Raw genomic sequence first — 25,827 nt, forward strand, 5'->3', positions numbered from 1 at the left:
AATTTTCATATTTTTAGCAAATGAAAAAAGCAGTACTTATTTTTTTTACTTTTTTATCCATAAGTAGCTTTGCTCAGTTAAGTAAAACACATTTTATACCGCCTTTAACTTCAAGTAGTAGCGCGGGAGTAACGCCACAAGACCACTATATCTATATATCTTCACCTAGTACAACTACTGTAAAATTTAAAATTATTGAAATTGGCGGAAATATAATAGAAGGAACCGTAAACAATAATATGTCTTATAGACATGACATAGGTAGTGGCATAAATACACCGTTGTTTGTCTCAAGTATAGCAACTGGATTGGTTTCAAATAAAGGTTACATTATTGAAGCTGAAGGCCTAATTTATGCTAGCGTAAGAACTAATTCAGGAGGTGGAAATCAGGCTGGTGGGCTAGTTGCTAAAGGAAATAGTGCGCTTGGTAAACGATTCAGAGCCGGCGCAATGTTAAATACCTCAAATATATCTACTTTACTAAACTTCTTTACTATTTTGGCTACTGAGAATAACACAACAGTAACCATTTCAAATATTTTTCCGGGAACATTATTAGCAAATGGAACTACTTTTAATGGGCCACAACTTATAAATTTAAATAAAAATCAAAGTTATATTTTAGCAATCGATGGAAGCGCAGGGTTTAATTTAATAGGGGCTTTAATCGAGTCCGATAAAAATGTTGTAGTCAATAGCGGGTCATTTGGAGGGACTAACGATCCGACAAATGCTAACAATGCTGGAAGAGATTTAGGTTTTGACCAAATTGTTGGCGCAGATAAAATTGGTACCGAATACATTTTCATAAAAGGAAATGGTTATAATGAACTGGAACGTGTTTTAATCATTGCAGATGAGGACGACACTGAAATTTTTGCAAATGGACTTCTCATAGGTACTATCCAGAATGGACAAAATTATATTTTTGATGGAAGTGCTTTTAGCAATGGAAGTTTATATGTAAAAACATCAAAAAAGGTATTTGCTTATCAGAGTATAGGAGAAACTTCGAATGCAAATCAAAATTTATTTTTTGTTCCACCACTTAATTGTTCAACGCCAAAAGTGGTTGATAATATTCCAGAAATCGACAAAATTGGGAGCAAAAGTTATACTGGAACAATAAATATAGTTACTGAAACTGGGGCAACTCTTGAGATAAATAATAGCCCTATTGTATCCACTCCCACAGCTGTTGCTGGAAATTCTAAATTTGTATTTTACTCAATAAATTCACGCTTTGGTAATATTAGTATAAAATCGACCAAGCAAGTTTATGTTTCATATTCAGGAACGAATATTAATGCCACATATGGAGGTTACTACTCTGGATTTGACTTAAAACCTGAGATTCTATCAGAAAATAATTTATCCTTAACAGGAAATTGTATTCCGAATATAAAATTAAAAACTAGCCCCGACATCGATTATAGTTTTCAATGGATTTTTAATGGTAGTGATATTCCTGGCGCCATCTCTGACAGTTTTCCCCCTACTCAGGCTGGCTACTATCAAGTTAGAAGAAGTATCTTCAATTGTAGTTCTACATTGTCCGATAGAATTCCAGTTAGCGATTGTCCTATCGATACAGATGGAGATGGAGTAAACGATAACATTGATATAGACCTAGACAATGATGGAATACTAAATACCGTTGAGTCAACCTTTAATTTCATAAACCAAACGAATACACTTTTAGGAACTAATTTCAATGGTACAATGATTGGTGACGGAATAATAACTGGAAAAACAAATTTTGGTTTTGTATCTGAAGTTCCATTGGGGATTACAAAAACAAACACATATAGTATAACTTTTATAGAGCCAAGATCAATAAGTTTTGAATATATTACTGCTGACACATCAACACAAACAACTCCCGAAAGTGAATTATTAAATAATGAAGGTGATTTTATTTTAAGAGTTGCTCCATCACAAACACTTACACTTACGGACCCGGACGGGCAACTTGAAGTAGATACTAATTATGATGGGGTTTTTGAAAGCGGCGTTACAGAATTTTCTTCTTTTGAAATACGATTTAGATTAAAAGGAACTACTCCGCATGCAGCTGGAGCAGGTACTTTTAAAATCGAATCCTATCTTGCTACGAAAGTAGAATTTGTACACACTAATCTTTCTGATACAAATATAAACAAAGCTACTTTTCTTCTCAAAGAAAGAATTACAAAGGACACTGATGGTGACGGCATCACAGACGATTTAGACACAGATACTGACAACGATGGTATTCCTGACACAATAGAAGCTCAACCCAATAATTCTGTTAGTTGGTCTAATAGTGATACAAACAAAAACGGATTAGACAATGCATTTGAACCTGGATTTACCCCGGTAGATACTGACGCAGATGGCATTCCTGATTATTTAGATTTAGATAGTGATAATGATGGAATACTAGATTCAATAGAAACTGGAAGTCTTGGAACCGATACAAATGCAGATGGTATAAAAAATTACCGCGACTTAGACAGCGATGGCGATTTGTGTCTAGATGTTATTGAAGCAGGATTCCTAGATCCCGATGGTGATGGAAGATTTGGAAGTTCTCCATTTACCGCTAATGCAAATGGCCTTGTTATTGGAGCTCCTTACACTATTCCAAATCCCAATTACATAATTGCTGCACCAATAGAAATTACTGTTCAACCACAAGCGCTTCCAACTTGCGAATTACAAAATACCGTAATTTCAGTAACTGATAATGGTGGAAATACCTATCTATGGCAAATAGCTATTGACGGAATCAATTGGAACAATATTACAAATAATTCAACTTACTCAGGAGTTACAACAAATACATTATTACTTACAAGTATTTCTAATACCATGAATGGATACAAATACCGTGTTCAACTAAGTAAAATTGGGAATAGCTGTGGTCTTACATCTGCCGAAACTTCATTAATCGTTTATACTTTACCTACTGTTTCCCCAACAACTATCGTTCAATGCGACGATGATGCCGATGGAATTTCAGACTTTAATTTAACAGAAAAAAACAGTTTTATTTCAGCCAATTCAGGCAATGAAACTTTCACTTTTTATAAAACTTTATCTGGAGCAGATTCAGCAGATTCTTCTTTATTAATAACAACTCCAAAGACTTATACAAGCGCAAATGGTTCGGTCTGGGCAAGAGTAGAAAACACTAATGGTTGTTTTAGCGTCGCTCAATTAGATTTAATTGTGTCAACTACCCGAATTCCTGCTAGTTTCAGCCATTCCTTTTCTGAATGTGACGATTTCATAGATGCTATAAATGATGATAAAGATGGAGTTGCCACATTTAATTTTACCGCCGTAACCGATGAAATTAAAACAAACTATCTTAGTTCAAGCTCTTTATATTCAATAAAATATTATAAAAACGAAGCTGATGCATTAGCTGAATTAAACGAAATAACGAATACAACTAATTACAGAAATATTGGATACCCAAACCAACAAAGAATTTGGGTTCGAGTTGAAAGTACATTAGACAATGCCTGCTATGGATTGGGCCCACATGTCGTTCTTACCGTTAATCCAAAACCAAATATAGATATTAACAAAGACCATACTCAAGATAATCTAGTATGTTCTAATCTTCCCACTTTTTTTGTAACACTCGATGCAGGAATCAATGATGGATCACCTACAAACGATTTCACTTACGTTTGGTCAAAGGATAGCATGGATTTAGGCGAAACAAATCCAACATTAGATGTTAATGTAGAGGGTAATTATTCTGTTAAAGTAAGCACCGTTTTAGGTTGTAGCAGAACTAGAAACATAAAAGTTACTGCTTCGGATGTTGCAAAAATTTCAAATATTGATATTGTAGATTTATCAACTATAAATACAGTGACAGTAAACGTCACTGGACAAGGGCAATATGAATACAGTATTGATGAACCTTCGGGGCCTTTCCAAACTTCCAATTTCTTTGATAATGTTCCTGCCGGAATTCATGATGTATATATAAATGACATAAATGGTTGCGGAACGGTGAGTACGCCCATATCCGTGATTGGTGTTCCAAAGTATTTTACTCCTAACAATGACGGTTACAACGACTATTGGAATGTAAAAGGAATAACTACAAATTTCAATGCAAATTCAACAATTTACATCTACGATCGCTATGGAAAATTACTGAAGCAATTAATCCCAACAGCTGAAGGTTGGGACGGTACTTTTAATGGACTTCCGTTACCATCAGACGATTATTGGTACACAGTGAAGCTAGAAGATGGAAGAGAAGCAAAAGGCCATTTTAGCTTAAAAAGATAAGATAATCACTGAATAAGTAGGTATTTAAAATTTATTTATTAAAATAATATTGTAATTTTATTAAATAAATTTTAGTTATGAAAAAATTAATATTTTGTGGAATATTAATTAGTGTTTTATCTACGTCATTATACGCTCAACGTGAAGCTGCTATATGGTATTTTGGAGACGGCGCCGGTTTAGACTTTAACTCGGGAGCCCCTGTCGCTTTAACTAACGGACAATTAGTAACAGAGGAAGGTTGCTCAAGTATTTCTGATAAAAATGGAAATTTGCTTTTTTATACTGATGGATCAAAAGTATATGATAAAACCCATCAAGTTATGCCTAATGGTATTGGGTTATGGGGAAACGAATCAAGTACACAATCTGCGATAATCGTTCCAAAACCAAAAAACCCATATATTTATTACATTTTCACAGTCGATCAACCGCTCCCAGTATATCCTAGTGGTATTAAATCGAGCTTGGACCCTCCTCCAAATCATGGTTTAAATTATTCCCAAGTAGATATGAGATTAAACAATGGTCTTGGAGACATTGTTAATACTGAAAAAAATATTCACCTAATCACCTATAACCCTAATGATAGCGAAGAGCTTAAATACCAATGCTCTGAGAAAGTAACTGCAGTACAGCACGGAGATGGCATTTCGTTTTGGGTAATTACCCACTTTATAAATAATTTTTATTCCTTTAAAATAAGTACCCGAGGAGTAGACAAAACCCCTGTAAAAACAACGACCTCTCTTACTATTCCCCTTGGCGGCTATCAACCAGACCCTACTACTGTCAGCTATGTCACAGCTACGGCTAATGCAATTGGCTATCTAAAAGCGTCTCCTAATGGTAAAAAAATTGCAATAGCAAATACTGCTTCAAGAAGGATAAATGAAAAAAATCCAAAAACTAATCTACCAGTTTATAATACAGGAAATGTAGTACTCTTTGATTTTAATTCCGCAAATGGAACGGTTAGTAACGAAGTAACATTATTAACTAAAGCAAATCCTTATGGTGTAGAATTTTCCTCAAAAACTAAAAAATTATATGTAACTACAAATAAATATAAGCCGGATGGCACTACCCCAGATGGAAGTTTATTACTTCAATACAATTTAAATAGTTCCAATATTTCTGCCTCTGAACTAATAATTGATAACTCAACTTATAATGCAGGAGCTTTACAGCTTGCTATTGATGAAAAAATATATCGTGCAGGTTATCTTCATCCCGCTGAAGGTTCAAATAAATTATCGGTGATAAACAATCCAGATTTAGACGGAACAAGCAGTAACTATAGACAAAACGCAATAGATTTAAAAGTAAGACTTTCAAGACTAGGCTTACCTCCTTTTATTACTTCACTATTTCTTTTTACGTTTGAGTATGAGTTTAATTGCCTAGGAGATTCAACCCATTTTTTCATCAATACAGCAGAAGCAATTGATTCAGTTGTGTGGGATTTTGGAGATGGAACAAGCTCAACCGATAAGGATGCTTATCATACCTACGCAGCCATAGGCGATTATAAAGTAAAATTGATAAAAACAGTTAACGGCGAAATTAAAGACCCTATAGAAAAAACGATTACAATTTATGAAACACCCAAAATTATAGCGACACCTTATAAATTAACTCAATGTGATGCTCAAGATAGTAATTCCACTGATGGTTTTGCAACTTTCAATTTACAACTGGCAGACAGCCCAATTGCTCTGGGAAACAACGACTATGATATCTTCTATTATAAAACCATACAAGATGCAAATGACGATATTTCGAATATAAACTCATTAAATAATCTGTATCGAAACACAACTCTTGACGAAACCGTTTTTGCAAAAGTTACGCAACCAGGCTCCTCCTGTTATACCGTTACTGAAGTAATTTTACACGCTAATAAAAATTATACGCTACTTCCAGAACCCCTACATGAATGCGAAGTAGAAGCTGGAAAAGCAATATTTAATCTAGATAGAAAAAAGAACGATATTTCATTAGAATTGAACCTACCGTCAGATGTGCGATTGTATTTTCATGCTACCCAAAAGGACTCCTTTAATGGCACTAATGAGGTTACTCCAATGTACGAATCAAATACATCAACATTATATATAAGGGCTGAAAATAATGACGGCTGCTATGGAATAGGTAAATTTGAGTTAGTCGTCAATCCAATTCCAAACCTGACACGATTAGAAAATATAACACTCTGCGAAGGAGAAAATCCCACCGTTGAATTAGATTCAGACATACAATTCCCTGAGTTGAAAAGTAATTACGAATACCTATGGTCTACTAATGAAGAAACTTCCTCAATTATAGTTTCAAAAGAAGGGGAGTATACTGCAACTATAACTAACAATAACGGCTGCAGCACAACTAGGACATTTATTGTAACTAAATCTTATTTAGCAAAATTAAATAACATCATTATTAAAGATCTAAATACTAATAACAATGTAACAATTGAATTAGAAAACCCCCACGACTATAGATATATGATTAACTATCAAAACGGTACTACAACTGGTTTTCAAGATTCGAATTTATTCGAATATGTACCTGGAGGAATACATGAGTTAATTGTTGAAAACAAAGATGGTTGCGGCAGTGTTAATAAGAGTATTGTAATTCTAGAAGCGCCAAGTTTCTTTACGCCAAACAATGACGGCTACAATGATACTTGGAATCTAAAAGGAATAGACGTTACACTCCATAAAAATACGAGATTATATATTTATGACCGATATGGAAAATTCATAAAACAATTAAATCCTTTAGGTTTAGGATGGGACGGCATGTATCACAAATTACCTTTACCTAGCGATGATTATTGGTTTACGCTGTTTCTAGAAGATGGAAGAGTAGCAAAAGGCCATTTTAGCTTAAAAAGATAAAAACCATTTGGGCGTGCCACCATAAATAAAAGGGCCAACTCACAATAATCGTGAATTGGCCCTTTTATTTATGCTGTCGGGCTATCCACGCTACTTCGGTAGCCAGTTTCTATCCCTCACGCAACCGTAAAGTACAAGTCTATTTTTAAAAATCAAATCTAGCATTAATCCTAAAAACAAGAAACCCATTCAAATTAATGAATGGGTTTCTATATAATATAAACGATAAATTAGATTTTAAATCTTTTTCTATCAGTTTCAGTCAAATATATTTTTCTCAAACGAATCGATTTTGGAGTTACCTCAACATATTCATCTTTTTGAATGTATTCTAAAGCTTCTTCAAGAGAGAAAATGATTGGCGGGATAATTCTCGCTTTTTCATCATTTCCAGAAGAACGAACGTTAGATTGTTTTTTCTCTTTAGTTACGTTTACACACATATCATCAGCACGAGAGTTTTCACCAATTACCTGACCTTCGTAGATTTCAGCATTTGGTTCAACAAAAAACTTACCACGATCTTGTAATTTATCGATAGAATAAGGAATTGCTTTTCCTTTTTCCATAGAAATCAATGAACCTTTGTTACGTCCAGCTATTTCTCCTTTGTAAGGCTCATATCCAATAAAACGGTGCGCCATAATAGCCTCACCAGCAGTAGCTGTAAGCAATTGATTACGCAATCCAATAATTCCACGTGATGGAATGTTGAATTTTACAATCATACGTTCTCCTTTAGTTTCCATGCTTAACATTTCACCTTTACGCATAGTAACAAACTCTACCGCTCTTCCAGAAAGTGTTTCTGGTAAATCGATTGTTAGTTCCTCAATTGGCTCACATTTTTTACCATCAATTTCTTTGATGATAACTTGTGGTTGACCGATTTGTAACTCATATCCTTCTCTTCTCATTGTTTCAATAAGAACAGACAAGTGAAGTACACCACGACCAAAAACCATAAATTTATCAGCAGAATCAGTTTCACCCATTTTCATGGCCAAATTTTTCTCTAATTCTTTTGTTAATCTTTCACGAATATGACGAGAAGTTACAAATTTACCTTCTTTACCAAAGAATGGAGAGTCATTAATAGTAAATAACATACTCATCGTTGGCTCATCAATAGCGATTGAAGCTAAACCTTCTGGATTTTCAGAATCAGCGATTGTATCACCAATTTCGAAACCTTCAACACCAATGATTGCGCAAATATCTCCAGCAATTACTTCTGTTACTTTTTTACGACCAAGACCTTCAAAAGTATGTAGTTCTTTAATACGCGATTTAGATATAGTACCGTCTCTTTTTACTAATGAAATTGCCATACCTTCTCTCAATACGCCTCTTTCCAAACGACCAATGGCGATACGTCCTGTAAAAGCAGAGAAATCTAAAGATGTAATTAACATTTGTGGTGTTCCTTCAGAAACTTTAGGAGCTGGTACATTTTCGATAACCATATCCAATAATGCTTCCACATTATCCGTTACGTTTTCCCAATGATCAGACATCCAGTTGTTTTTTGCAGAACCGTAAACTGTTGGAAAATCCAACTGCCATTCTTTAGCACCTAATTCAAACATTAAGTCAAAAACTTTTTCGTGAACTTCTTCAGGAGTACAGTTTTCCTTATCTACCTTGTTTATAACAACGCAAGGTTTCAATCCTAAATCGATAGCTTTTTGTAATACAAAACGAGTTTGTGGCATTGGACCTTCAAAGGCATCAACTAACAAACAAACACCATCAGCCATATTCAATACACGCTCTACCTCTCCACCAAAATCGGCGTGACCAGGAGTGTCAATAATGTTGATTTTTGTTCCTTTGTATTGAACAGATACATTCTTAGATGTAATAGTAATACCTCTTTCACGCTCTAAGTCGTTGTTATCAAGGATTAAGTCACCTGTGTTTTCGTTGTCACGAAATAACTGACAGTGATACATAATTTTATCAACCAAAGTTGTTTTACCGTGATCGACGTGGGCAATAATTGCAATATTTCTTATAGATTCCATCTGTGTTTTTTAATGGGTGCAAAGGTACACTTTATTTTGATATAACAACTATTCCTGTAATAGTTTCCATACTATTAACGTATTAACTATTAAAAACAACCCAAATAATTAGTTTATGTAAGTATTTTATATTTCATTATAATTAATTACATTTGAGTAATGAAAAGCAAAGTCAACCAGTTAACGATTATTTATATCCTTATAGCGGTATTCATGGCGATTGTTTTTTACAAATTATCCATAAAATACTATTATTTAACCAACTACCCATTTTACAACTTCTCAAAAGACCTTGTTTTAGTTTTTCTTACCGCTATAACTTTTAGGTATATCCTATCTGATAACTTTAATAAAAACAAAATAATTTTCGAACACCTAAAGAAAACAAACAAGGAAATTAAAGAATCTAATGATAAATACGATATTGTTGCCAAAGCTACTAGTGACACCATTTGGGACTGGAAAATACAAGAAGACAATCTTCTTTGGAACAAAGGAATAAAAACTGTTTTTGGCTACGATCAAGATCAAGTAGGAGACAGTTCAAAATGGTGGTTTGAAAACATACATCCCGAGGATAGCATAAAAATGTCCATTAAACTATATTCTTTTATCGAACAAAAAACAGATAACTGGCAAGATGAATACCGTTTTAAATGCGCCGATAATTCCTATAAGTATGTTCTAGATAGAGGTTTTCTTCTAAAAGACGAAAGTGGCAAAGCTATTAGAATGATTGGAGCCATTCAAGATGTAACAAAACAAAAAGAAGAAGAACTACGACTTAAGCTTTTAGAAACCGTAATTATACAAACCAAAGATTCAATAATCATTATCGAAGCAGACGCGAAAAGCATTGGAATTCCAAAAATAGTTTATGTAAATCCAGCTTTCTCAAACATGTCAGGGTACCATGCTGATGATGTAATAGGGAAAACACCAGATATCTTCATTGGACCAAATTCTGATAAACAAGAATACGAAAAATTAATTACCGCCTTGAAAAACAAGGAAGAATGCATCATCGAAACGATTAGTTATAAAAAAAACCAAGAAGAATATTGGGTTCGTTTCTCTATGATTCCAATTTATAATGCCGAGAACGAATTGTCTCACTGGGTATCAATACAACGAGATGTTACCCAAGATAAGAAACAGGAAAAAGAAAAAGAACAACTGATACGAGAATTAACTCAAAATAATAAGGATTTAAAACAATTTTCATACATCACTTCACACAATCTTAGAGCACCTTTGTCTAACCTAACAGGACTTTTAAACCTAATCGAAGACATCCCTGTTAGCGACCCTGAACTAGAAGAAATCCTACACGGCTTCAATAAGTCAACCCAACTGCTAAACGACACAATTAACGACCTGACTAAGGTTATGAATATAAAAGACAGTCCTTCTATCCAAAAAGAAACAGTAATACTAAAAGAAGTCTTTGAAAACATTTTCAACCAACTTACGTTTCAAATCAAAACAGATCAACCTATAATACAACTTGATTTTGATAATGCTCAAACATTAGAAATTAATAAATCTTACATTGAGAGCATCTTATTAAACCTTTTAACAAATTCCATAAAATACAAATCGGAAAGCAAAACACTACATATATCGATATCCACTCAGGAAATAGAAAATCAAACTACAATTACCTTTAAGGATAACGGAATCGGAATTGATTTAGAAAGAAATCGAGATAAAATTTTCGGACTTTATCAAAGATTTCACAATTATCCAGACAGCAAAGGACTTGGACTTTACCTTGTAAAATCACAAGTCGAAGCTATGGGAGGAACTATTGAGATCGAAAGCGAAGTCAATAAAGGAACTACATTTACCATAACATTCAAAAACTAAATAACACTATGCTAGACCTAATATTATGTGTTGATGACGACCCAATAACTCTAATGTTATGCAAAAAAGTGATTAGTAAAACTACTTTTTCAAACGAGATAGTTACAGCCAAGAACGGAGAAGAAGCGCTTCAGTACTTTGAATCAATGAAACTAAATGAAACCGGCTCTAATCTTAAAAAACAACCTCAATTAATCTTTTTAGACCTAAACATGCCCGTAATGGGCGGCTGGGAATTTTTGGATTGTTTCATGAGTGATGATTATTCTGACTTTAATACCAGCACAAAAGTCGTTATCCTTTCGTCAACAATTGACCCAGAAGACTTAGAAAAAGCAAAAAACTATCCTATGGTTATTGATTTCTTAGCAAAACCCATAACAATTTCTATGTTAGATTACTTATCTAATAAAGAGCCAAAAGAAAGATTAGAGCAACAATAAGACTTAATCCGTTCTGTTGTTGTTTCCAAAACCCTCTTAACTTAAAAGCATAAAAAAAGCTCCTTAAAAAGGAGCTTTTTTTTTATGTTATATATAAAATGTAATAATTACAATTTAGCTACGTGCTTCGTTAATTTAGATTTTAAATTAGATGCCTTGTTATCATGAATGATATTCTTTTTAGCTAGTTTATCTATCATAGAAATCACATTTGAAAGTTTAGATGTAGCATCTACCTTATCAGTCGCTATTCTTAATGCTTTGATTGCATTACGCGTAGTTTTGTGTTGGTATCTGTTTAATACTCTTCTCTTTTCGTTACTTCTAATTCTCTTTAGAGCTGACTTATGATTTGCCATTTTATTATTTTTTTTTCTTTTACTATTCTTTTTTTGTAGTCCGTAAGGGAATCGAACCCCTGTTACCAAGACGAAATCTTGGCGTCCTAACCCCTAGACGAACGGACCATATCCTCCTAAGTTAGTGATTAATCTAGATTCTAGATTAAATTTGTAGCCCGTAGCGGAATCGAACCGCTCTTACATGGATGAAAACCATGCGTCCTAACCGATAGACGAACGGGCCATTTTTCTTTTATAATGAAGAAATTTAACACGCAATAAAAAAGTAGTAGCCCGTAGCGGAATCGAACCGCTCTTACATGGATGAAAACCATGCGTCCTAACCGATAGACGAACGGGCCTTGCTTCTCTAATGCGGATGCAAAAATACAACTATTTTTGAGAAGTACAATAGCAGACCTAAAAAAAATTAAAAAAATTAATAGGCCTTAGCAAAAAGAACTCTTTTACCAGAAGGATTCCCAGTGAGAATACAGCTTCCCGCCTCTTCTACACTATCCAAAGGAATACATCTAATGGTAGCTTTTGTAAGGTCTTTGATTTTTTCTTCAGTCGCTGCAGTTCCGTCCCAATGCGCTGATACAAAACCACCTTTATCATTTAAAACTGATTTAAATTCTTCAAAACTATTCACCTCAGTAATATGAGTATCTCTATAATTTAAAGCTTTATTAAACAAGTCTTCTTGAATTTGCTCTAGCAAACCACTAATAAAAGTAGCAATTCCGTCTTTCGCCTTTGTTTCTTTTGTCAAAGTATCTCTTCGAGCCACCTCAAAAGTTCCGTTTTCTAAATCTTTAGGGCCTACCGCAATTCGAACAGGCACCCCTTTTAATTCCCATTCAGCAAATTTAAAACCGGGCTTCTGTGTCGTTCTGTCATCATACTTAACCGAAACATTGAGTTTTTTCAATTCTGCAATTAATACATTAACCTCAGCAGTGATTTCTGCCAATTGTTCATCCGTCTTATGTATTGGCACAATTACAACTTGTATAGGCGCTAAATTAGGAGGCAAAACCAATCCTTTATCATCTGAATGTGTCATGACTAAAGCCCCCATTAAACGCGTCGAAACTCCCCATGAGGTTCCCCAAACATATTCTTGCTTTCCTTCGGCATTAGCAAATTTTACATCGAAAGCTTTCGCGAAATTCTGACCTAAGAAATGTGAAGTACCTGCTTGCAAGGCTTTTCCGTCTTGCATTAAGGCTTCGATACAATAAGTCTCCTCAGCACCAGCAAAACGCTCTGTTTCTGTTTTCAATCCTTTAATTACTGGAATGGCCATAAAATTCTCGGCAAATTCAGCATATACATTCATCATTTTCTCCGATTCTTCAACAGCCTCACTTCTTGTAGCATGTGCTGTATGCCCTTCTTGCCACAAAAACTCAGCGGTTCTTAAAAACAAACGTGTTCTCATCTCCCAACGAACCACATTAGCCCACTGATTAATTAACAATGGTAAATCTCTGTAAGACTGAACCCATCCTTTATATGTAGACCAAATAATTGCTTCGCTCGTAGGCCGCACAATAAGCTCTTCCTCCAACTTTGCATTAGGATCTACCATTAATTTCCCTGGCTTGTCGGGATCATTTTTTAATCTATAATGCGTAACAATCGCACATTCCTTCGCAAATCCTTCTGCATTTTTCTCTTCTGCCTCAAACATACTTTTAGGAACAAATAAAGGAAAATAGGCGTTTTGATGACCGGTTTCTTTAAACATTCGATCCAACTCTGCCTGCATTTTTTCCCAAATGGCATAACCATACGGTTTGATTACCATACAGCCTCTAACTCCTGAATTCTCGGCTAAATCAGCTTTTACAACTAACTCGTTATACCATTTTGAATAATCTTCTGATCTTGTAGTAAGGTTCTTACTCATATTGAATAGTTTGGCACAAATTTTGCGCTATTATTTTTTACTAAATAGTTCCACAAAACTAACTATTTTTGTAATGTCCAACAATAAAAAAACCTATAGATATGAAAACTAATATATTTTCCACCAGAAAAACTTTGCGATACCCATTAATTGTGTTTTTCAGCATCTTGATGGTTTCTTGTGGTTCGTACCAAAATAGTTCTTATTATGACACAGACGGTATTTACGGCCATACTGATGCTAGAAATATAGAAACAGCCACGCAAGACAGCAATTATTATAAAGATTATTTCAGCAGTTTGCAAAATGATAATCAATCTAATGAATATTTTACTGATATAGACAATTACAACGACGGTACTCCTTACAACAATCAAGAAAGAAACTCCACCTATAATGATTGGGGAGATAATCATTCTAAAGCTCAAATTAATATATACCCTAGCAATTGGAACCTATCTTTTGGTTTTGGCTCAATCTATCCGTATTATGGATGGGGTTATAACAATTACGGATGGGGATACAATAACTACAGTTGGGGATACTCTCCTTATTACTATGGCTACTCTAATTTTGGATGGAATTATCCTTATAATGGATGGGGTTATCCAAGTTACTACGGTTGGAATTCACCGTATTACGGAAACAATTATTACAATAACGGACATTACTACAATAACCGAAATTATTCTCAAAGTTCGGGAAGACGAGGGGCTTCCTACTCTAGTCCTGTAAATGCAAATCGAACTTACAGCGACTACCCTGCAAACAGAGTCAATACTAACAGAAACAGCAATAACTCTAGCACTGACAGAACACCTACATACCGCAATAGTAACAGAAGCAACAACAACAGCACAAGTCCGACTTTTAGTAGAAATAACAGCACACAAAATAATTCATACACACCTACTTCTCGAACAAGAAGCAACAACACCGAATCAAGAAGAGAATACACCGCTCCTGAAAGAACATATACTCCAAGCAGTAACAGTTCTAGAAATGAAAACTATTCTTCCCCTACGAGATCAAACTCTTCTTCAAATAGTGGAAGCGGGAGATCATCAGGCGGAAGCAATAGAAGAGGTGGCGGAATGTAGTCATTATTTATACTTTTTACAATAACACAAACTTTATTCAAACCAAAGATGAAAAAATATCTATTTCTTTTATTAGCAGGCTTCACTTTTAACGCAGCCCAGTCACAGGAATCCACAGATGCTCTGCGCTACGCGCAAAACAATTTGAACGGAACCGCTCGATTTCAAGCTATGAGTGGTGCCTTTGGCGCACTTGGCGGGGATTTATCATCCTTAAACATTAATCCTGCAGGATCTGCTGTTTTCTCCAATAACCAAGCGGCGTTTACTGTAAGCAGCTTAAACACGAAGAACAATTCTAATTATTTTGGCACTACTACAAGCGAAAAAGACAACTCCTTTGATCTAAACCAAGCGGGTGGTGTATTTGTTTTTAAAAATCATAATCAAAACAGTAATTGGAAAAAATTCTCAATAGCCATTAATTACGAGAACACAAATAACTTTAATAACACCATTTTTTCTGCGGGAACAAATCCTAACAATTCAGTAGATCGTTATTTCCTAAGTTATGCTAACGGAATTCCTTTTGGTGATTTCGAAAACACAAACTACAACAGACTTGATTTTGCAACTCAACAAGCTTATTTAGGATACAATGCTTTCATTATTGATCCTGTAAGCGAAACTTCTGGCAATACTCAATACACTTCAAATGTTCCAGCTGGAGGTAATTACTACCAAGAAAACACGATCACTTCACAAGGATACAATGGAAAGCTATCCTTTAATGCAGCTACATCTTATAATGATAGACTATACATCGGATTAAATTTGAATTCTCATTTTACGGATTTCAGACAAGCAACTAGCTTTTATGAAGACAATAACGCTCCGTTAACAAATGAATATACCGTATCCAAATTGCGTTTTGACAATGAATTATACACTTATGGAACTGGTTTTTCTTTTCAGTTAGGAGCTATTGCAAAAGTTACTAATGAGCTACGTCTAGGATTAGCTTACGAATCATCAACTTGGTACCACCTTAATGACGAATTCACTCAAAGCCTAGTTGCCGTGAGCAGTAAAAATGGAGATGCAGACACCAATGACGTTGCAGATCCTAGAATTACCAATATTTACGCACCGTATAAATTACAAACTCCTAGCAAAATTACAGGTAGTTTAGCTTATATTTTTGGAAGAACCGGATTGATAAGCATTGACTATGCAATTAAAGATTACAGCAAAACTCAATTCAAACCTGAAAATGAATTTACTGGTGTAAATACTTTTATGAGCAACACATTCGATAACACAGCAGAATTGAGAATAGGAACAGAATACAAAATTGAAAAACTGAGCCTTAGAGCAGGATACCGTTTCGAACAAAGTCCATACAAAAACAAAAATACAGTAGGCGATTTAACGGGCTATTCAGCCGGTTTAGGATACAGCTTTGGCTCTACTAAAGTGGATTTAGCTTATGCTTATGCAGAAAGAGACTCGCAAAATAGTTTTTTCTCACAAGGACTAACAGATGGCGCTAAAATAAACAGCATTAACAACCACGTTTCTTTGACTTTACTTTTCGAACTATAGATCAAAAATCAACAAAACTAAAATGAAAAATCCGACTCAACATCTTGAACCGGATTTTTTTTTAGCCCCGATGGCAGCGGGTTAGCTCCATAAAAAAGTGCTAAATGAAACGCAAACAAGTACTGTTTGAATAAAAAAGCGTAATTTTGCACTCCAATTTACAAATATATGAGAACCAAGTCGTTAAAAAAGAATAAAATCAATGTGATCACTCTTGGGTGTTCTAAAAACATATACGATAGTGAAGTCCTAATGGGCCAACTGCGTGCCAGCGGAAAAGATGTGGAACATGAAGCACCAGCAGAAACAGAAGGAAACATTATTGTTATCAATACCTGCGGATTTATTGACAATGCTAAGGCAGAGTCAGTAAACATGATACTAGAATATGCTGACAAAAAAGAAAAAGGACTGGTAGACAAAGTTTTTGTAACTGGATGCCTTTCTGAAAGATACAGACCCGATTTAGAAAAAGAAATACCTAATGTAGATCAGTTTTTTGGAACTACTGAATTACCAGCATTATTGAAAGCTTTAGGAGCAGATTACAAGCATGAATTACTAGGAGAAAGACTAACTACGACTCCAAAAAACTACGCATACCTAAAAATTGCAGAAGGTTGCGATAGACCTTGTAGCTTTTGCGCTATTCCATTAATGCGAGGAAAACACGTTTCTCAAACTATTGAAAAACTTGTAAAAGAAGCAGAAGGATTAGCAAGAGACGGAGTAAAAGAATTGATCTTAATAGCTCAAGATTTGACATATTACGGTCTTGACATCTACAAGAAACGTAATCTTGCGGAATTATTAGAAGCACTAGTTAAAGTAGAAGGAATCGAATGGATCCGACTACACTATGCCTTCCCTACTGGTTTCCCAATGGACGTTTTGGAGATCATGAAACTTGAACCTAAGATTTGTAATTACATCGACATCCCGTTACAACACATTTCAGATTCTATCTTGAAATCTATGCGACGTGGAACAACTCAAGAAAAAACTACAAAATTATTAAAAGAATTTCGTGCAGCAGTTCCCGGAATGGCGATTCGTACGACTTTAATTGTAGGCTACCCTGGTGAAACACAAGAAGATTTTAATATTTTGAAAGATTTTGTTCAAGAAATGAAATTTGACCGAATGGGATGTTTTGCCTATTCTCACGAAGAAAATACGCACGCTTTTTTATTGGAAGACGACGTTCCTGCCGATGTGAAGCAAGATCGTGCCAACGAAATAATGGAATTACAATCTCAAATTTCATGGGATTTAAATCAAGAAAAACTGGGCAAAACATTTAAATGTATCATTGACAGAAAAGAAGGTGGTCATTTTGTGGGAAGAACAGAATTTGACAGTCCAGATGTAGATAATGAAGTACTGATTGATGCTTCTAAATTTTATTTAAAAACAGGAGACTTTGCTATGATTAAAATCATCGAAGCAACTGAATTTGATTTATACGGAGAGCCTGCTGAGTAATATCTATTCTCTTAACTAACACTATTTGACAACCATTTTACAAAAATAACTATGAAAACAATTCAAATTTTATTCGTTTTGGCACTTAGCTTATTAGCTATTGACACCGTTTCTGCACAATACGGAAACAATGGCTACGGCAATAACGGCTATGGTAATCGAGGTTATAATAATGGTGGATATGGTGGAAATAATAGGATGAACCAAATACCTCAAGCGCAAGGCCAGGACAAACCTAAAGAAATTCCGGTTGAGGTAACTGTGGGGAAAATAATGGAGAAATTAACGCCGGAACTCACTCTTGATCAATTGCAAGAAATTGCAATATCAAATGTTTTAATAGAAAGCATGAGATCGCAAGGTATTTTATTAAAAGATGAAACTAGTAGCCAAGATCAAAAAATAAAAGAAATTCAAGCACTATCTGAATCTACAGACAGAAAAATTAATAATTTTCTAAATGAGGATCAAAAAGTAAAATACAAAGCACTAAACGAAGAAGGTAACAAAAAAAAGAAATCAAAAAGAAATAGGTAATTATTATTTCGAAAAAAAAGCCCTAATATCTATTTTTAATATGCAAAAATTCTATTTCTATCTTGTCGTGACTATCGTTATCGCGTCTTGTTCTACTAATCCATACAAGGCAAGCGAAAAAGAATATGACACGAAGCTTAAAACCTTCAAAGAAACGATATCTAATAAAGAACCTGAGCCGCTACCTGTCGTAACTGTAACAACGATTAGCATTGACAACGCGTATACAAAACAATTGTACACGTTCAAAGACACGCTTTCAAAAACAGGAACTACGGCTTTAGAAAATGGAAGACAAACAGAGTGGATTAGTACAGTAAATTTCAATTTGCGAAAACCCAATTCTGTTATTATTCACCATACAGCACAAGACTCTATTCAACAAACAATAAAAACGTTTACGTTGACCAGAACTCAAGTAAGTTCACATTACGTTATTGGTGAAGATGGTCGCGTGGTACAAATGCTAAATGACTATTTGCGTGCATGGCATGCTGGGAAAGGTTCATGGGGAAAAGATACAGATATCAACTCATCGTCCATAGGAATCGAACTTGACAATAATGGAACTGAGCCTTTTTCTGAAGCACAGATTACCAGTTTGATGGCATTATTAAGCAAATTAAAGAAAGAGTATAATATTCCAACTCAAAACATCATAGGTCATTCTGACATCGCTCCAGCGCGTAAAAATGATCCGAGTGCTCTTTTTCCATGGAAAACATTAGCCGAAAACGGCTTTGGTGTATGGCCAAATGAAATCTTAGAAACGGCTCCGCTTGATTTTAATCCAGAACAGGGACTACGAATCATAGGATATGATACCAAAAATCTCTCGGCCGCAGTTAGAGCTTTTAAATTGCACTATATTCAAACAGAAATTGATTCAATTTTAAATCAAAACACTATAAATGTCATTTACTCAATTTATAAAAAGCAGTAAATAAGCTTTTTTAATATATTAAAAAACAGTTCTTTAAAAAATTAAAGAGCTGTTTTTTTTATTGAAATCTAAATTTATTCTAATTTCAAAATAGTTATTTTAAAAAAAAACTGCCAAAATACCGATTAGAGCATCTTGACAGTCAAAAAAAAAAAAAAATATACTATTAGAATCCGTAAACCATTGCTAAAGTAAATTGAGAGGCGGATTTTGTAGGGTCTCCGTTGGTTTTTTCGAAAATTTCATCAGAACCACTATCTAATCTAAACTCAGGAATAATAGTTAACCCACCCGCTTTTAAATTAGCTGAAAAAGTTAAAGCCGTTACTGAATCATCACCAGAACCTTCTTTATATTTGAAATACTCGCCACGTAAACCTAAGCTAAATTTATCGCTTACGTCCACAGCAGGATATAATGCCACACCTCTATAACCTACTTTAGTATCATTTGTAAAGTCAGCAGCGTTTAAACCTAATTTAAATTTATCCGAAAGTTGGAAAGAGGCTGTTAAGTCTACAATAGTTCCACTAACAGAACCATCCATAAAGTTCAAAAAAACACTTACACCTTCAGTTGGAGCAAGAGACAATTGCGCTCCAATTGCATTTAAGCCTTTAATTGGATCTGCTTTATACATATTCCAAGAATCATTAAAAGCACCTACCATAACACCTACTTTGTCTGAAATCACATAATTTGCTTTTACTCCAGCATTTTGAAATGGCCCACTTGTAAATAAATAGGAAGTAGAATAATGAAAGTTCGCTACTGGAGAAATTACCTCATACCCTATAAAGGTTCCCATAAAACCAGCTGTAAAACTCAATTTTTCGGTAGCGGCATAAGTAGCATATAAATTTTGTATATGGAAAGAATTGCCATCTTCTCCATCCCCGTTTAAAAGCGATTGATATTGACCTCTTGGACCAAAAGAAACTTCACCCACAAAGGAAGCCTTTCCAGTTGTTTTTTTCAACATAATATCAAGCATCCCTAAAGAAACCGAATTCTGATCTGTTGCAAAACTAGTTTTTATATTTTCTTTCTTAGCAAAATCATATTTATAATACACATCTGCAGAACCCGAAATTTCAAGTGGAGCGTCTTGAGCAAATCCTGCGTTTCCTATTAGCACTAAAGCTAAAATTGCAATTACTTTTTTCATCATTATTTTGTTTTGGTTGTTTATTATTTTGGCCTTCAATTGTCACTTTAACAATCAAATTTCCAACTTTGGTTGAGACGAATTTATTAACTTTTTGCATGGTTGAAACTATAATTTATCACTTTTTAACTAGATTTTGAAAGAATTATCAATTCGAAAAAATCACAACAAAAAAACAAGAAATACTTATTTTTGCGCACTTAAAAAAATCATATACTTATCTACTAATTTCACAAACACCCCTTTTTTTACATAATTTAAAAAATAAAATACGCTTAAAACTACAAATAGGCGCATAAAAAAATTACTTTTATATTTTACACCCTATTAAAAACAGGGTTATTCTGAATTAAATTATTTTATAACAAATACAAGATTCAAGCTATTTTAGAAATTAATTTGCTAATTAGATTATCTAACTTTCTATTTTTTTGAGGTATTTTGGAAGGGAAATCGAATAATGGGGGAAATTCGAAAACAGCATATTTGAATTAGAAAAGAACACAACATACACAGGAATAGATTATTCTTTCCCAGTATCTAATTATGCATATTTGTTTTCAGTTATTGGTAGAAAAAGTTAAAAACGACGACAATCAAATAACAGATTAATCGGAGTCGAAAAATCAGCATAGTTTTAAAAACTTGTTAAACGTCATTTTTAAAATAGCTGCTATTTTTGATTTATCGATAGTAGTAAGAGATATTATTTATTGTTATTAAGAAATTATCAAAACTTTATGACTTTGAAAAAGTCATTACTACTTTCGAACTAAATCAGAAATAAAAAAGCGATTGTTAAATAGAATTCACCCTATTCAACAATCGCTTATATCATTAATTTCGCTTCTGCAACACTAGCCTTAAGACAGCTCAATTTGTATTCTTCTAACCCTATAAATTAAAAATATTATAAACAATTATCCTATCACCATAATTTATGTATAGTTGCTTTCTATTGTCCTGATTTTTTCTGGTTATAATAGAAAGTGTACAATCATCACCATTATTATCCTTACAAGTAAAAGAATAAACTACATCGGTATCATTTTCCTCCGTTGGTTGATATTCTATGATTTCAAACAATTGAATAATTTCGGAGTAAATAACAATTCTGCTTTTATTGGTATCCAGCGAAACCAGAACATTTACCAATTGTAAGTCAGACCATTTTCCCCATTTCCCTCTTTCATTTTTTTCCAAAACACTGACACCTGATGTTTTGAATTTATAATTCTGACTGTAAGTTTGTTGCAATCCAATTCCAAGGAATAACAATATTATATATAATTTAATTTTGGTCATTCGCTAAATAATTAAAAATCAAGATCTACTAATTCTTTTCTTGCTGCACTATAATCAGCCATTATTTCTAAAACAATTCCTTCTGCTGATTTTATTTCGTGAATCAAACCGGCAATCTGACCAATCTCTAACTCACCCTCCACTAAATCTCCTTCAAACATGCCTCGTTTAGCTCTTGCTCTACCTAATAACGCAACTAACTCCTCCTTTGTTGGACATTTCTCATATAAATTTTGAAGATCCTGAAAAAACTTGTTTTTTATTAATCGAACGGGAGCCAATTCTTTTAATGTAAGCTGAGTATCTCCTTCTTTAGTCTCTATTATTGTATTTTTAAAATTGTCATGAGCGGAAGACTCCATCGATGCAGCAAACCTACTGCCCACCTGAACACCATCAGCACCCAAAACCATAGCGGCAAGCATACCACGACCGTTTGCAATACCTCCTGCTGCAATAACAGGAATTTCTATTTGCTCTTTTACCATCGGAATTAGCGTAAAAGTAGTAGTTTCATCTCGTCCGTTATGACCACCCGCTTCAAATCCTTCTGCGACTATAGCGTCAACACCAGCATTTTGAGCTTTTAAAGCAAATAAAGTACTACTAACAACATGCACTACCGTGATACCATTTTCTTTTAAATACGGTGTCCATGTTTTTGGGTTTCCAGCCGAAGTAAATACAATCTTCACTCCTTCTTCGACAATAATCTTCATGATTTCTTCTATATTGGGGTACAACATAGGAACATTCACTCCAAAAGGTTTAGTCGTTTCTTTTTTACATTTTTGGATGTGTTCTCGCAATACTTCAGGATACATCGATCCTGCTCCTATCAATCCTAATCCGCCTGCATTACTTACTGCACTGGCGAGTTTGTGACCACTTACCCATATCATTCCAGCTTGAATTATGGGATATTGTATATTAAAAAGTTCTGTAATTCTATTCATCTAGTAGGTTGAATGTTATTGTTTTATTATTTTTCCGCTTTTCGAAAAAGCCTCTGATTCTATTTTATAGATATAAATTCCGTTGCTTAATGATTTCAATGAAAAAGTATTTCCTGAACTACTAAAAGGTTGTTCGAAAATTTTCTGTCCTAAAATCGTATAAAAACCAACCGTTCCCTTATTAAAACTTTCCGGAAATTGAACCGAGATAAAGTCAGAAGTAGGATTTGGATAAGCTACAAAATAATTTTTATTGACATCACTTACTGCAAGCGTCGAAGCTAAAGCCAAACTAAAATCCGGAATACCATAACCATATTGAGCTGTCGGTGTAGTATACCTATCGGCCGATTGGATAATTAATTCTCTGATTTCTCTATTTGTTTTCGAGGGAAATGCCTGCCAAAATGAAGCTACCATACCGGCCATAACAGGTCCTGAAAAAGAGGTTCCGTTTGCCGTAACTATATTGCCAAATTCATCGGATAAAACGGTAGCCACTCCCTGCGCCATTACGTCTGGTTTTACCCTTCCGTCAGAAGATGGCCCAATAGAACTAAATGAAGCTCTTGTTTCTGATGAATTAACAGCGCCAATAGCAAGTACAGAAACCGCGTCTGCCGGCGCCCCTATATAAGGTTTAGAGCTACCGCCTTCATTCCCTGCAGAGGCGACAACAATCATTCCTCTACTAAAAGCAATTTCAGTACCTCTAGAAATAAAAGTGGTACTACCATTCATATCAGAATAAGTATGATTATAAGCAGAATTGTCGAATTCGAAATAACCCAAAGAAGTATTAATAATATCTACTCCTAGGCTATCTGCTTTTTCAGCAGCCTCAACCCAGAGTGATTCCTCAACAGGGTTCTCGCTATCTACATCTTCAGTAATAAATAAATAGTAAGAAGCATCTAGAGCCGTTCCTACCAATTTATTTTCGGCGTAACCTCCCATGGTTGAAAGTACCGAAGTACCATGTGAATCTGAAGTATAGAAATTTTCATCCCTTAATACAAAGTTATAACCACCTAAAATTTGATTGTTATCTCTCAGTCTTTGAAAAGGTTGTGTTGTATTTACACCTAAGAAACCCGCGTCTAGAATCGCTATAATCTTTCCTCTACCCGTATAATCTTGTTTATGTAAAACATCTCCGTGAAGCATCTTAATTTGATTATCAGACGAACCGTAAGCGTAGTCAATTTTTGTCTTCCGAGTCTTACCTTGCGCTTTTTCCTTAAATCGCTTAGCTGTTTTCCCTGCCTGATTTAAGGACTTGTTTGCAAAGTCCACTTTTTCGACAAAAGCAAAACTTTTTAATGAATTTATTACCGATTGACTCCCTCTTACATGAATTGCATTCAGCCATTTTGATTTTGCCAAAACCGCAATTCCAGTCACAGTTTTCAGTTGACTTATGTAAGCGGGGTCAATGGGAACATCTTTGAAATCAACTGCTATCTTTTGATTGGTTCTTCTGTCTATAGCTCTTTGAGAAAGCATCTTTAAAGGCGCGTCAAAAAACATCTGCTGATTGGATTTAGCATTAAAATAAACCCATGCATCTTCCTGAGAAAATGATGTTGTACTAACGGACAATATTAAAAACAGAAAAAACTTTTTCATAGTCCACTTTTACATTAGACAAAACAATATTATCCATTAATCAACTCATTTTATGAACGAATCAAGTAAAAAGGTATTTTGCAATTTATTTTATAAATAAAGTACTAATCTAAGAAATAACTCCCGAACCAACTAATTCATCTTCTATATACCAAGCAACAAACTGCCCTTCTGTAATGGCTGACTGGGGTTCGCGAAAAGAAACATACATTCCGTTTTCAAATTGATGTAAAATAGCTGCTTGCAATGGTTGCCTATAGCGTATTCTTGCCATAACATCCATTTGTTCACCCTTAGCCAAAGTCATATCAGTTCGAATCCAGTGTACTTCTGATTTTTCTATAAATAGCCCTTTTCTAAACAAGCCTGGATGTTGACTGCTCAAACCGGTATAGATTGTATTAGTCTCTACATTAGTAGCAATAATAAACAAAGGATCTTTTGTACCTCCCACGTTTAGTCCTTTTCGTTGACCAATGGTGAAATAATGAGCACCTTGATGCTTTCCTACCACTTTCCCCATTTCTGGAGTATATTGCATTTTATTAGAAGCTAATGCGAATTCTTCTTCAGGAGACAATCCCTCTTGCTTTTCAACCTTGTAGATAGCATCGTCTTTGTCAATTTGGATTATTGCTCCTTCTTTTGGCTGCAGTTTTTGCTGCAAGAATTCAGGCAAACGCACTTTACCAATAAAACACAATCCTTGAGAATCTTTCTTTTCGGCTGTTACTAATTCCATCTGAGTAGCGATTTCGCGTACTTCAGGTTTCGTTAATTCACCTATTGGAAACAAAGATTTAGACAATTGCTCTTGTGATAATTGACACAGAAAATACGATTGATCTTTATTCGTATCAGTACCGGCAAGTAATCGATAAACTGTTTCTCCGTTGACTTCGGTTTCGCTTTTTTTACAATAATGACCTGTAGCAACATAATCTGCCCCAAGGCTCAAAGCAATTTTCATGAATACATCAAATTTTATTTCGCGGTTGCAAAGCACATCAGGATTAGGAGTTCGTCCTTTTTCATATTCATTGAACATGTAATCAACGATTTTCTCCTTGTATTCTTCGCTTAAGTCAACCGTTTGAAATGGGATTCCTAATTTTTCAGCAACTAGCAATGCATCATTGCTGTCTTCTAACCACGGACAATCATTAGATATGGTAACCGAATCGTCATGCCAGTTTTTCATAAAAAGACCTATCACTTCATATCCTTGTTGTTGCAATAAATAAGCGGCAACACTTGAATCCACACCTCCAGAAAGTCCTACTACAACTCGCTTCATTTTATACTCTTTAATAATTTTTACAAGACTGCAAAGTTACAATGTTTTTATTACAACAAC

Annotated in this window: 17 protein-coding genes and 3 tRNA genes; 9 read left to right on the forward strand and 11 right to left on the reverse strand. The window is 34.5% G+C overall.

From position 1 onward, the window contains the following. Positions 1 to 20 precede the first annotated feature (20 nt). Together FQU23_RS12685 and FQU23_RS12690 are read left to right on the forward strand one after the other, a co-directional pair. On the forward strand, positions 21 to 4,301 hold the full coding sequence (locus tag FQU23_RS12685) for a T9SS type B sorting domain-containing protein (protein ID WP_147674148.1): 4,281 nt from the start codon (positions 21 to 23) through the stop codon (positions 4,299 to 4,301). Positions 4,302 to 4,378: 77 nt separating this feature from the next. Then, positions 4,379 to 7,204 carry a T9SS type B sorting domain-containing protein gene (locus tag FQU23_RS12690; protein WP_147674149.1) on the forward strand — a complete coding sequence of 942 codons (2,826 nt, stop codon included), beginning with the start codon at positions 4,379 to 4,381 and terminating at the stop codon, positions 7,202 to 7,204. Positions 7,205 to 7,434: 230 nt separating this feature from the next. On the opposite strand, the gene typA is transcribed toward FQU23_RS12690, so the two are convergent. Next, positions 7,435 to 9,231 (reverse strand): translational GTPase TypA, encoded by a 1,797-nt coding sequence (gene typA / locus FQU23_RS12695; RefSeq protein WP_132112228.1) that lies wholly within the window; start codon positions 9,229 to 9,231, stop codon positions 7,435 to 7,437. A gap of 159 nt (positions 9,232 to 9,390) precedes the next feature. On the opposite strand from typA, the gene FQU23_RS12700 reads away from it, so the two are divergent. Together FQU23_RS12700 and FQU23_RS12705 are read left to right on the forward strand one after the other, a co-directional pair. Further along, complete coding sequence (locus tag FQU23_RS12700; protein WP_147674150.1) at positions 9,391 to 11,100, forward strand: PAS domain-containing protein; 1,710 nt, start codon at positions 9,391 to 9,393, stop codon at positions 11,098 to 11,100. Between the two features lie 8 nt (positions 11,101 to 11,108). After that, positions 11,109 to 11,543, forward strand: a complete 435-nt coding sequence (locus tag FQU23_RS12705) for a response regulator (RefSeq protein WP_147674151.1) — start codon at positions 11,109 to 11,111, stop codon at positions 11,541 to 11,543. Positions 11,544 to 11,650: 107 nt separating this feature from the next. On the opposite strand, the gene rpsT is transcribed toward FQU23_RS12705, so the two are convergent. From rpsT to proS, 5 genes are all read right to left on the reverse strand, one after another. Further along, positions 11,651 to 11,902 carry a 30S ribosomal protein S20 gene (gene rpsT, locus FQU23_RS12710; protein WP_073207384.1) on the reverse strand — a complete coding sequence of 84 codons (252 nt, stop codon included), beginning with the start codon at positions 11,900 to 11,902 and terminating at the stop codon, positions 11,651 to 11,653. 36 nt (positions 11,903 to 11,938) lie between these two features. After that, positions 11,939 to 12,010: transfer RNA gene (locus FQU23_RS12715), tRNA-Glu, on the reverse strand. A 46-nt stretch (positions 12,011 to 12,056) separates the two neighbouring features. Next, positions 12,057 to 12,128 (reverse strand) — tRNA-Glu (locus FQU23_RS12720). A 46-nt stretch (positions 12,129 to 12,174) separates the two neighbouring features. Further along, a tRNA-Glu gene (locus FQU23_RS12725) sits at positions 12,175 to 12,246 on the reverse strand. A 77-nt stretch (positions 12,247 to 12,323) separates the two neighbouring features. Beyond that, a complete protein-coding gene (proS, locus tag FQU23_RS12730) occupies positions 12,324 to 13,802 on the reverse strand; it encodes a proline--tRNA ligase (RefSeq protein WP_147674152.1) in 1,479 nt (492 codons plus the stop codon). A 101-nt stretch (positions 13,803 to 13,903) separates the two neighbouring features. Between proS and FQU23_RS12735 the strand changes: the two genes are divergently transcribed. The 5 genes from FQU23_RS12735 to FQU23_RS12755 all read left to right on the forward strand — a co-directional run bounded on the left by FQU23_RS12735 (position 13,904) and on the right by FQU23_RS12755 (position 19,412). Beyond that, positions 13,904 to 14,902 (forward strand): hypothetical protein, encoded by a 999-nt coding sequence (locus FQU23_RS12735; protein ID WP_147674153.1) that lies wholly within the window; start codon positions 13,904 to 13,906, stop codon positions 14,900 to 14,902. Positions 14,903 to 14,950: 48 nt separating this feature from the next. Then, positions 14,951 to 16,447, forward strand: coding sequence for an OmpP1/FadL family transporter (locus FQU23_RS12740; protein WP_147674154.1), 1,497 nt, complete (start codon positions 14,951 to 14,953; stop codon positions 16,445 to 16,447). 168 nt (positions 16,448 to 16,615) lie between these two features. Next, complete coding sequence (gene rimO / locus FQU23_RS12745; RefSeq protein ID WP_147674155.1) at positions 16,616 to 17,932, forward strand: 30S ribosomal protein S12 methylthiotransferase RimO; 1,317 nt, start codon at positions 16,616 to 16,618, stop codon at positions 17,930 to 17,932. A gap of 51 nt (positions 17,933 to 17,983) precedes the next feature. Next, complete coding sequence (locus FQU23_RS12750) at positions 17,984 to 18,469, forward strand: hypothetical protein (protein WP_147674156.1); 486 nt, start codon at positions 17,984 to 17,986, stop codon at positions 18,467 to 18,469. 40 nt (positions 18,470 to 18,509) lie between these two features. Beyond that, a complete protein-coding gene (locus FQU23_RS12755; RefSeq protein ID WP_147674157.1) occupies positions 18,510 to 19,412 on the forward strand; it encodes an N-acetylmuramoyl-L-alanine amidase in 903 nt (300 codons plus the stop codon). A gap of 166 nt (positions 19,413 to 19,578) precedes the next feature. Here FQU23_RS12755 and FQU23_RS12760 read toward each other — a convergent pair whose 3' ends face one another. The 5 genes from FQU23_RS12760 to mnmA all read right to left on the reverse strand — a co-directional run bounded on the left by FQU23_RS12760 (position 19,579) and on the right by mnmA (position 25,767). Continuing rightward, positions 19,579 to 20,580 carry an outer membrane beta-barrel protein gene (locus FQU23_RS12760; protein ID WP_147674158.1) on the reverse strand — a complete coding sequence of 334 codons (1,002 nt, stop codon included), beginning with the start codon at positions 20,578 to 20,580 and terminating at the stop codon, positions 19,579 to 19,581. 894 nt (positions 20,581 to 21,474) lie between these two features. After that, the gene (locus FQU23_RS12765) at positions 21,475 to 21,885 is read right to left on the reverse strand and encodes a hypothetical protein (protein ID WP_147674159.1); all 411 of its coding nucleotides are present in this window, start codon (positions 21,883 to 21,885) and stop codon (positions 21,475 to 21,477) included. Positions 21,886 to 21,896: 11 nt separating this feature from the next. Continuing rightward, entirely contained in the window at positions 21,897 to 22,841 is a 945-nt protein-coding gene (locus tag FQU23_RS12770; protein WP_147674160.1) for an NAD(P)H-dependent flavin oxidoreductase, read from the reverse strand. Positions 22,842 to 22,856: 15 nt separating this feature from the next. Next, entirely contained in the window at positions 22,857 to 24,470 is a 1,614-nt protein-coding gene (locus tag FQU23_RS12775) for a S8 family peptidase (RefSeq protein ID WP_147674161.1), read from the reverse strand. Between the two features lie 109 nt (positions 24,471 to 24,579). After that, positions 24,580 to 25,767, reverse strand: coding sequence for a tRNA 2-thiouridine(34) synthase MnmA (gene mnmA, locus FQU23_RS12780; protein ID WP_147674162.1), 1,188 nt, complete (start codon positions 25,765 to 25,767; stop codon positions 24,580 to 24,582). Positions 25,768 to 25,827 lie beyond the last annotated feature (60 nt).

Source organism: Flavobacterium sp. XN-5, assembly GCF_008033395.2.
In the GTDB taxonomy this organism is placed as follows: Bacteria; Bacteroidota; Bacteroidia; order Flavobacteriales; family Flavobacteriaceae; genus Flavobacterium; species Flavobacterium hiemivividum.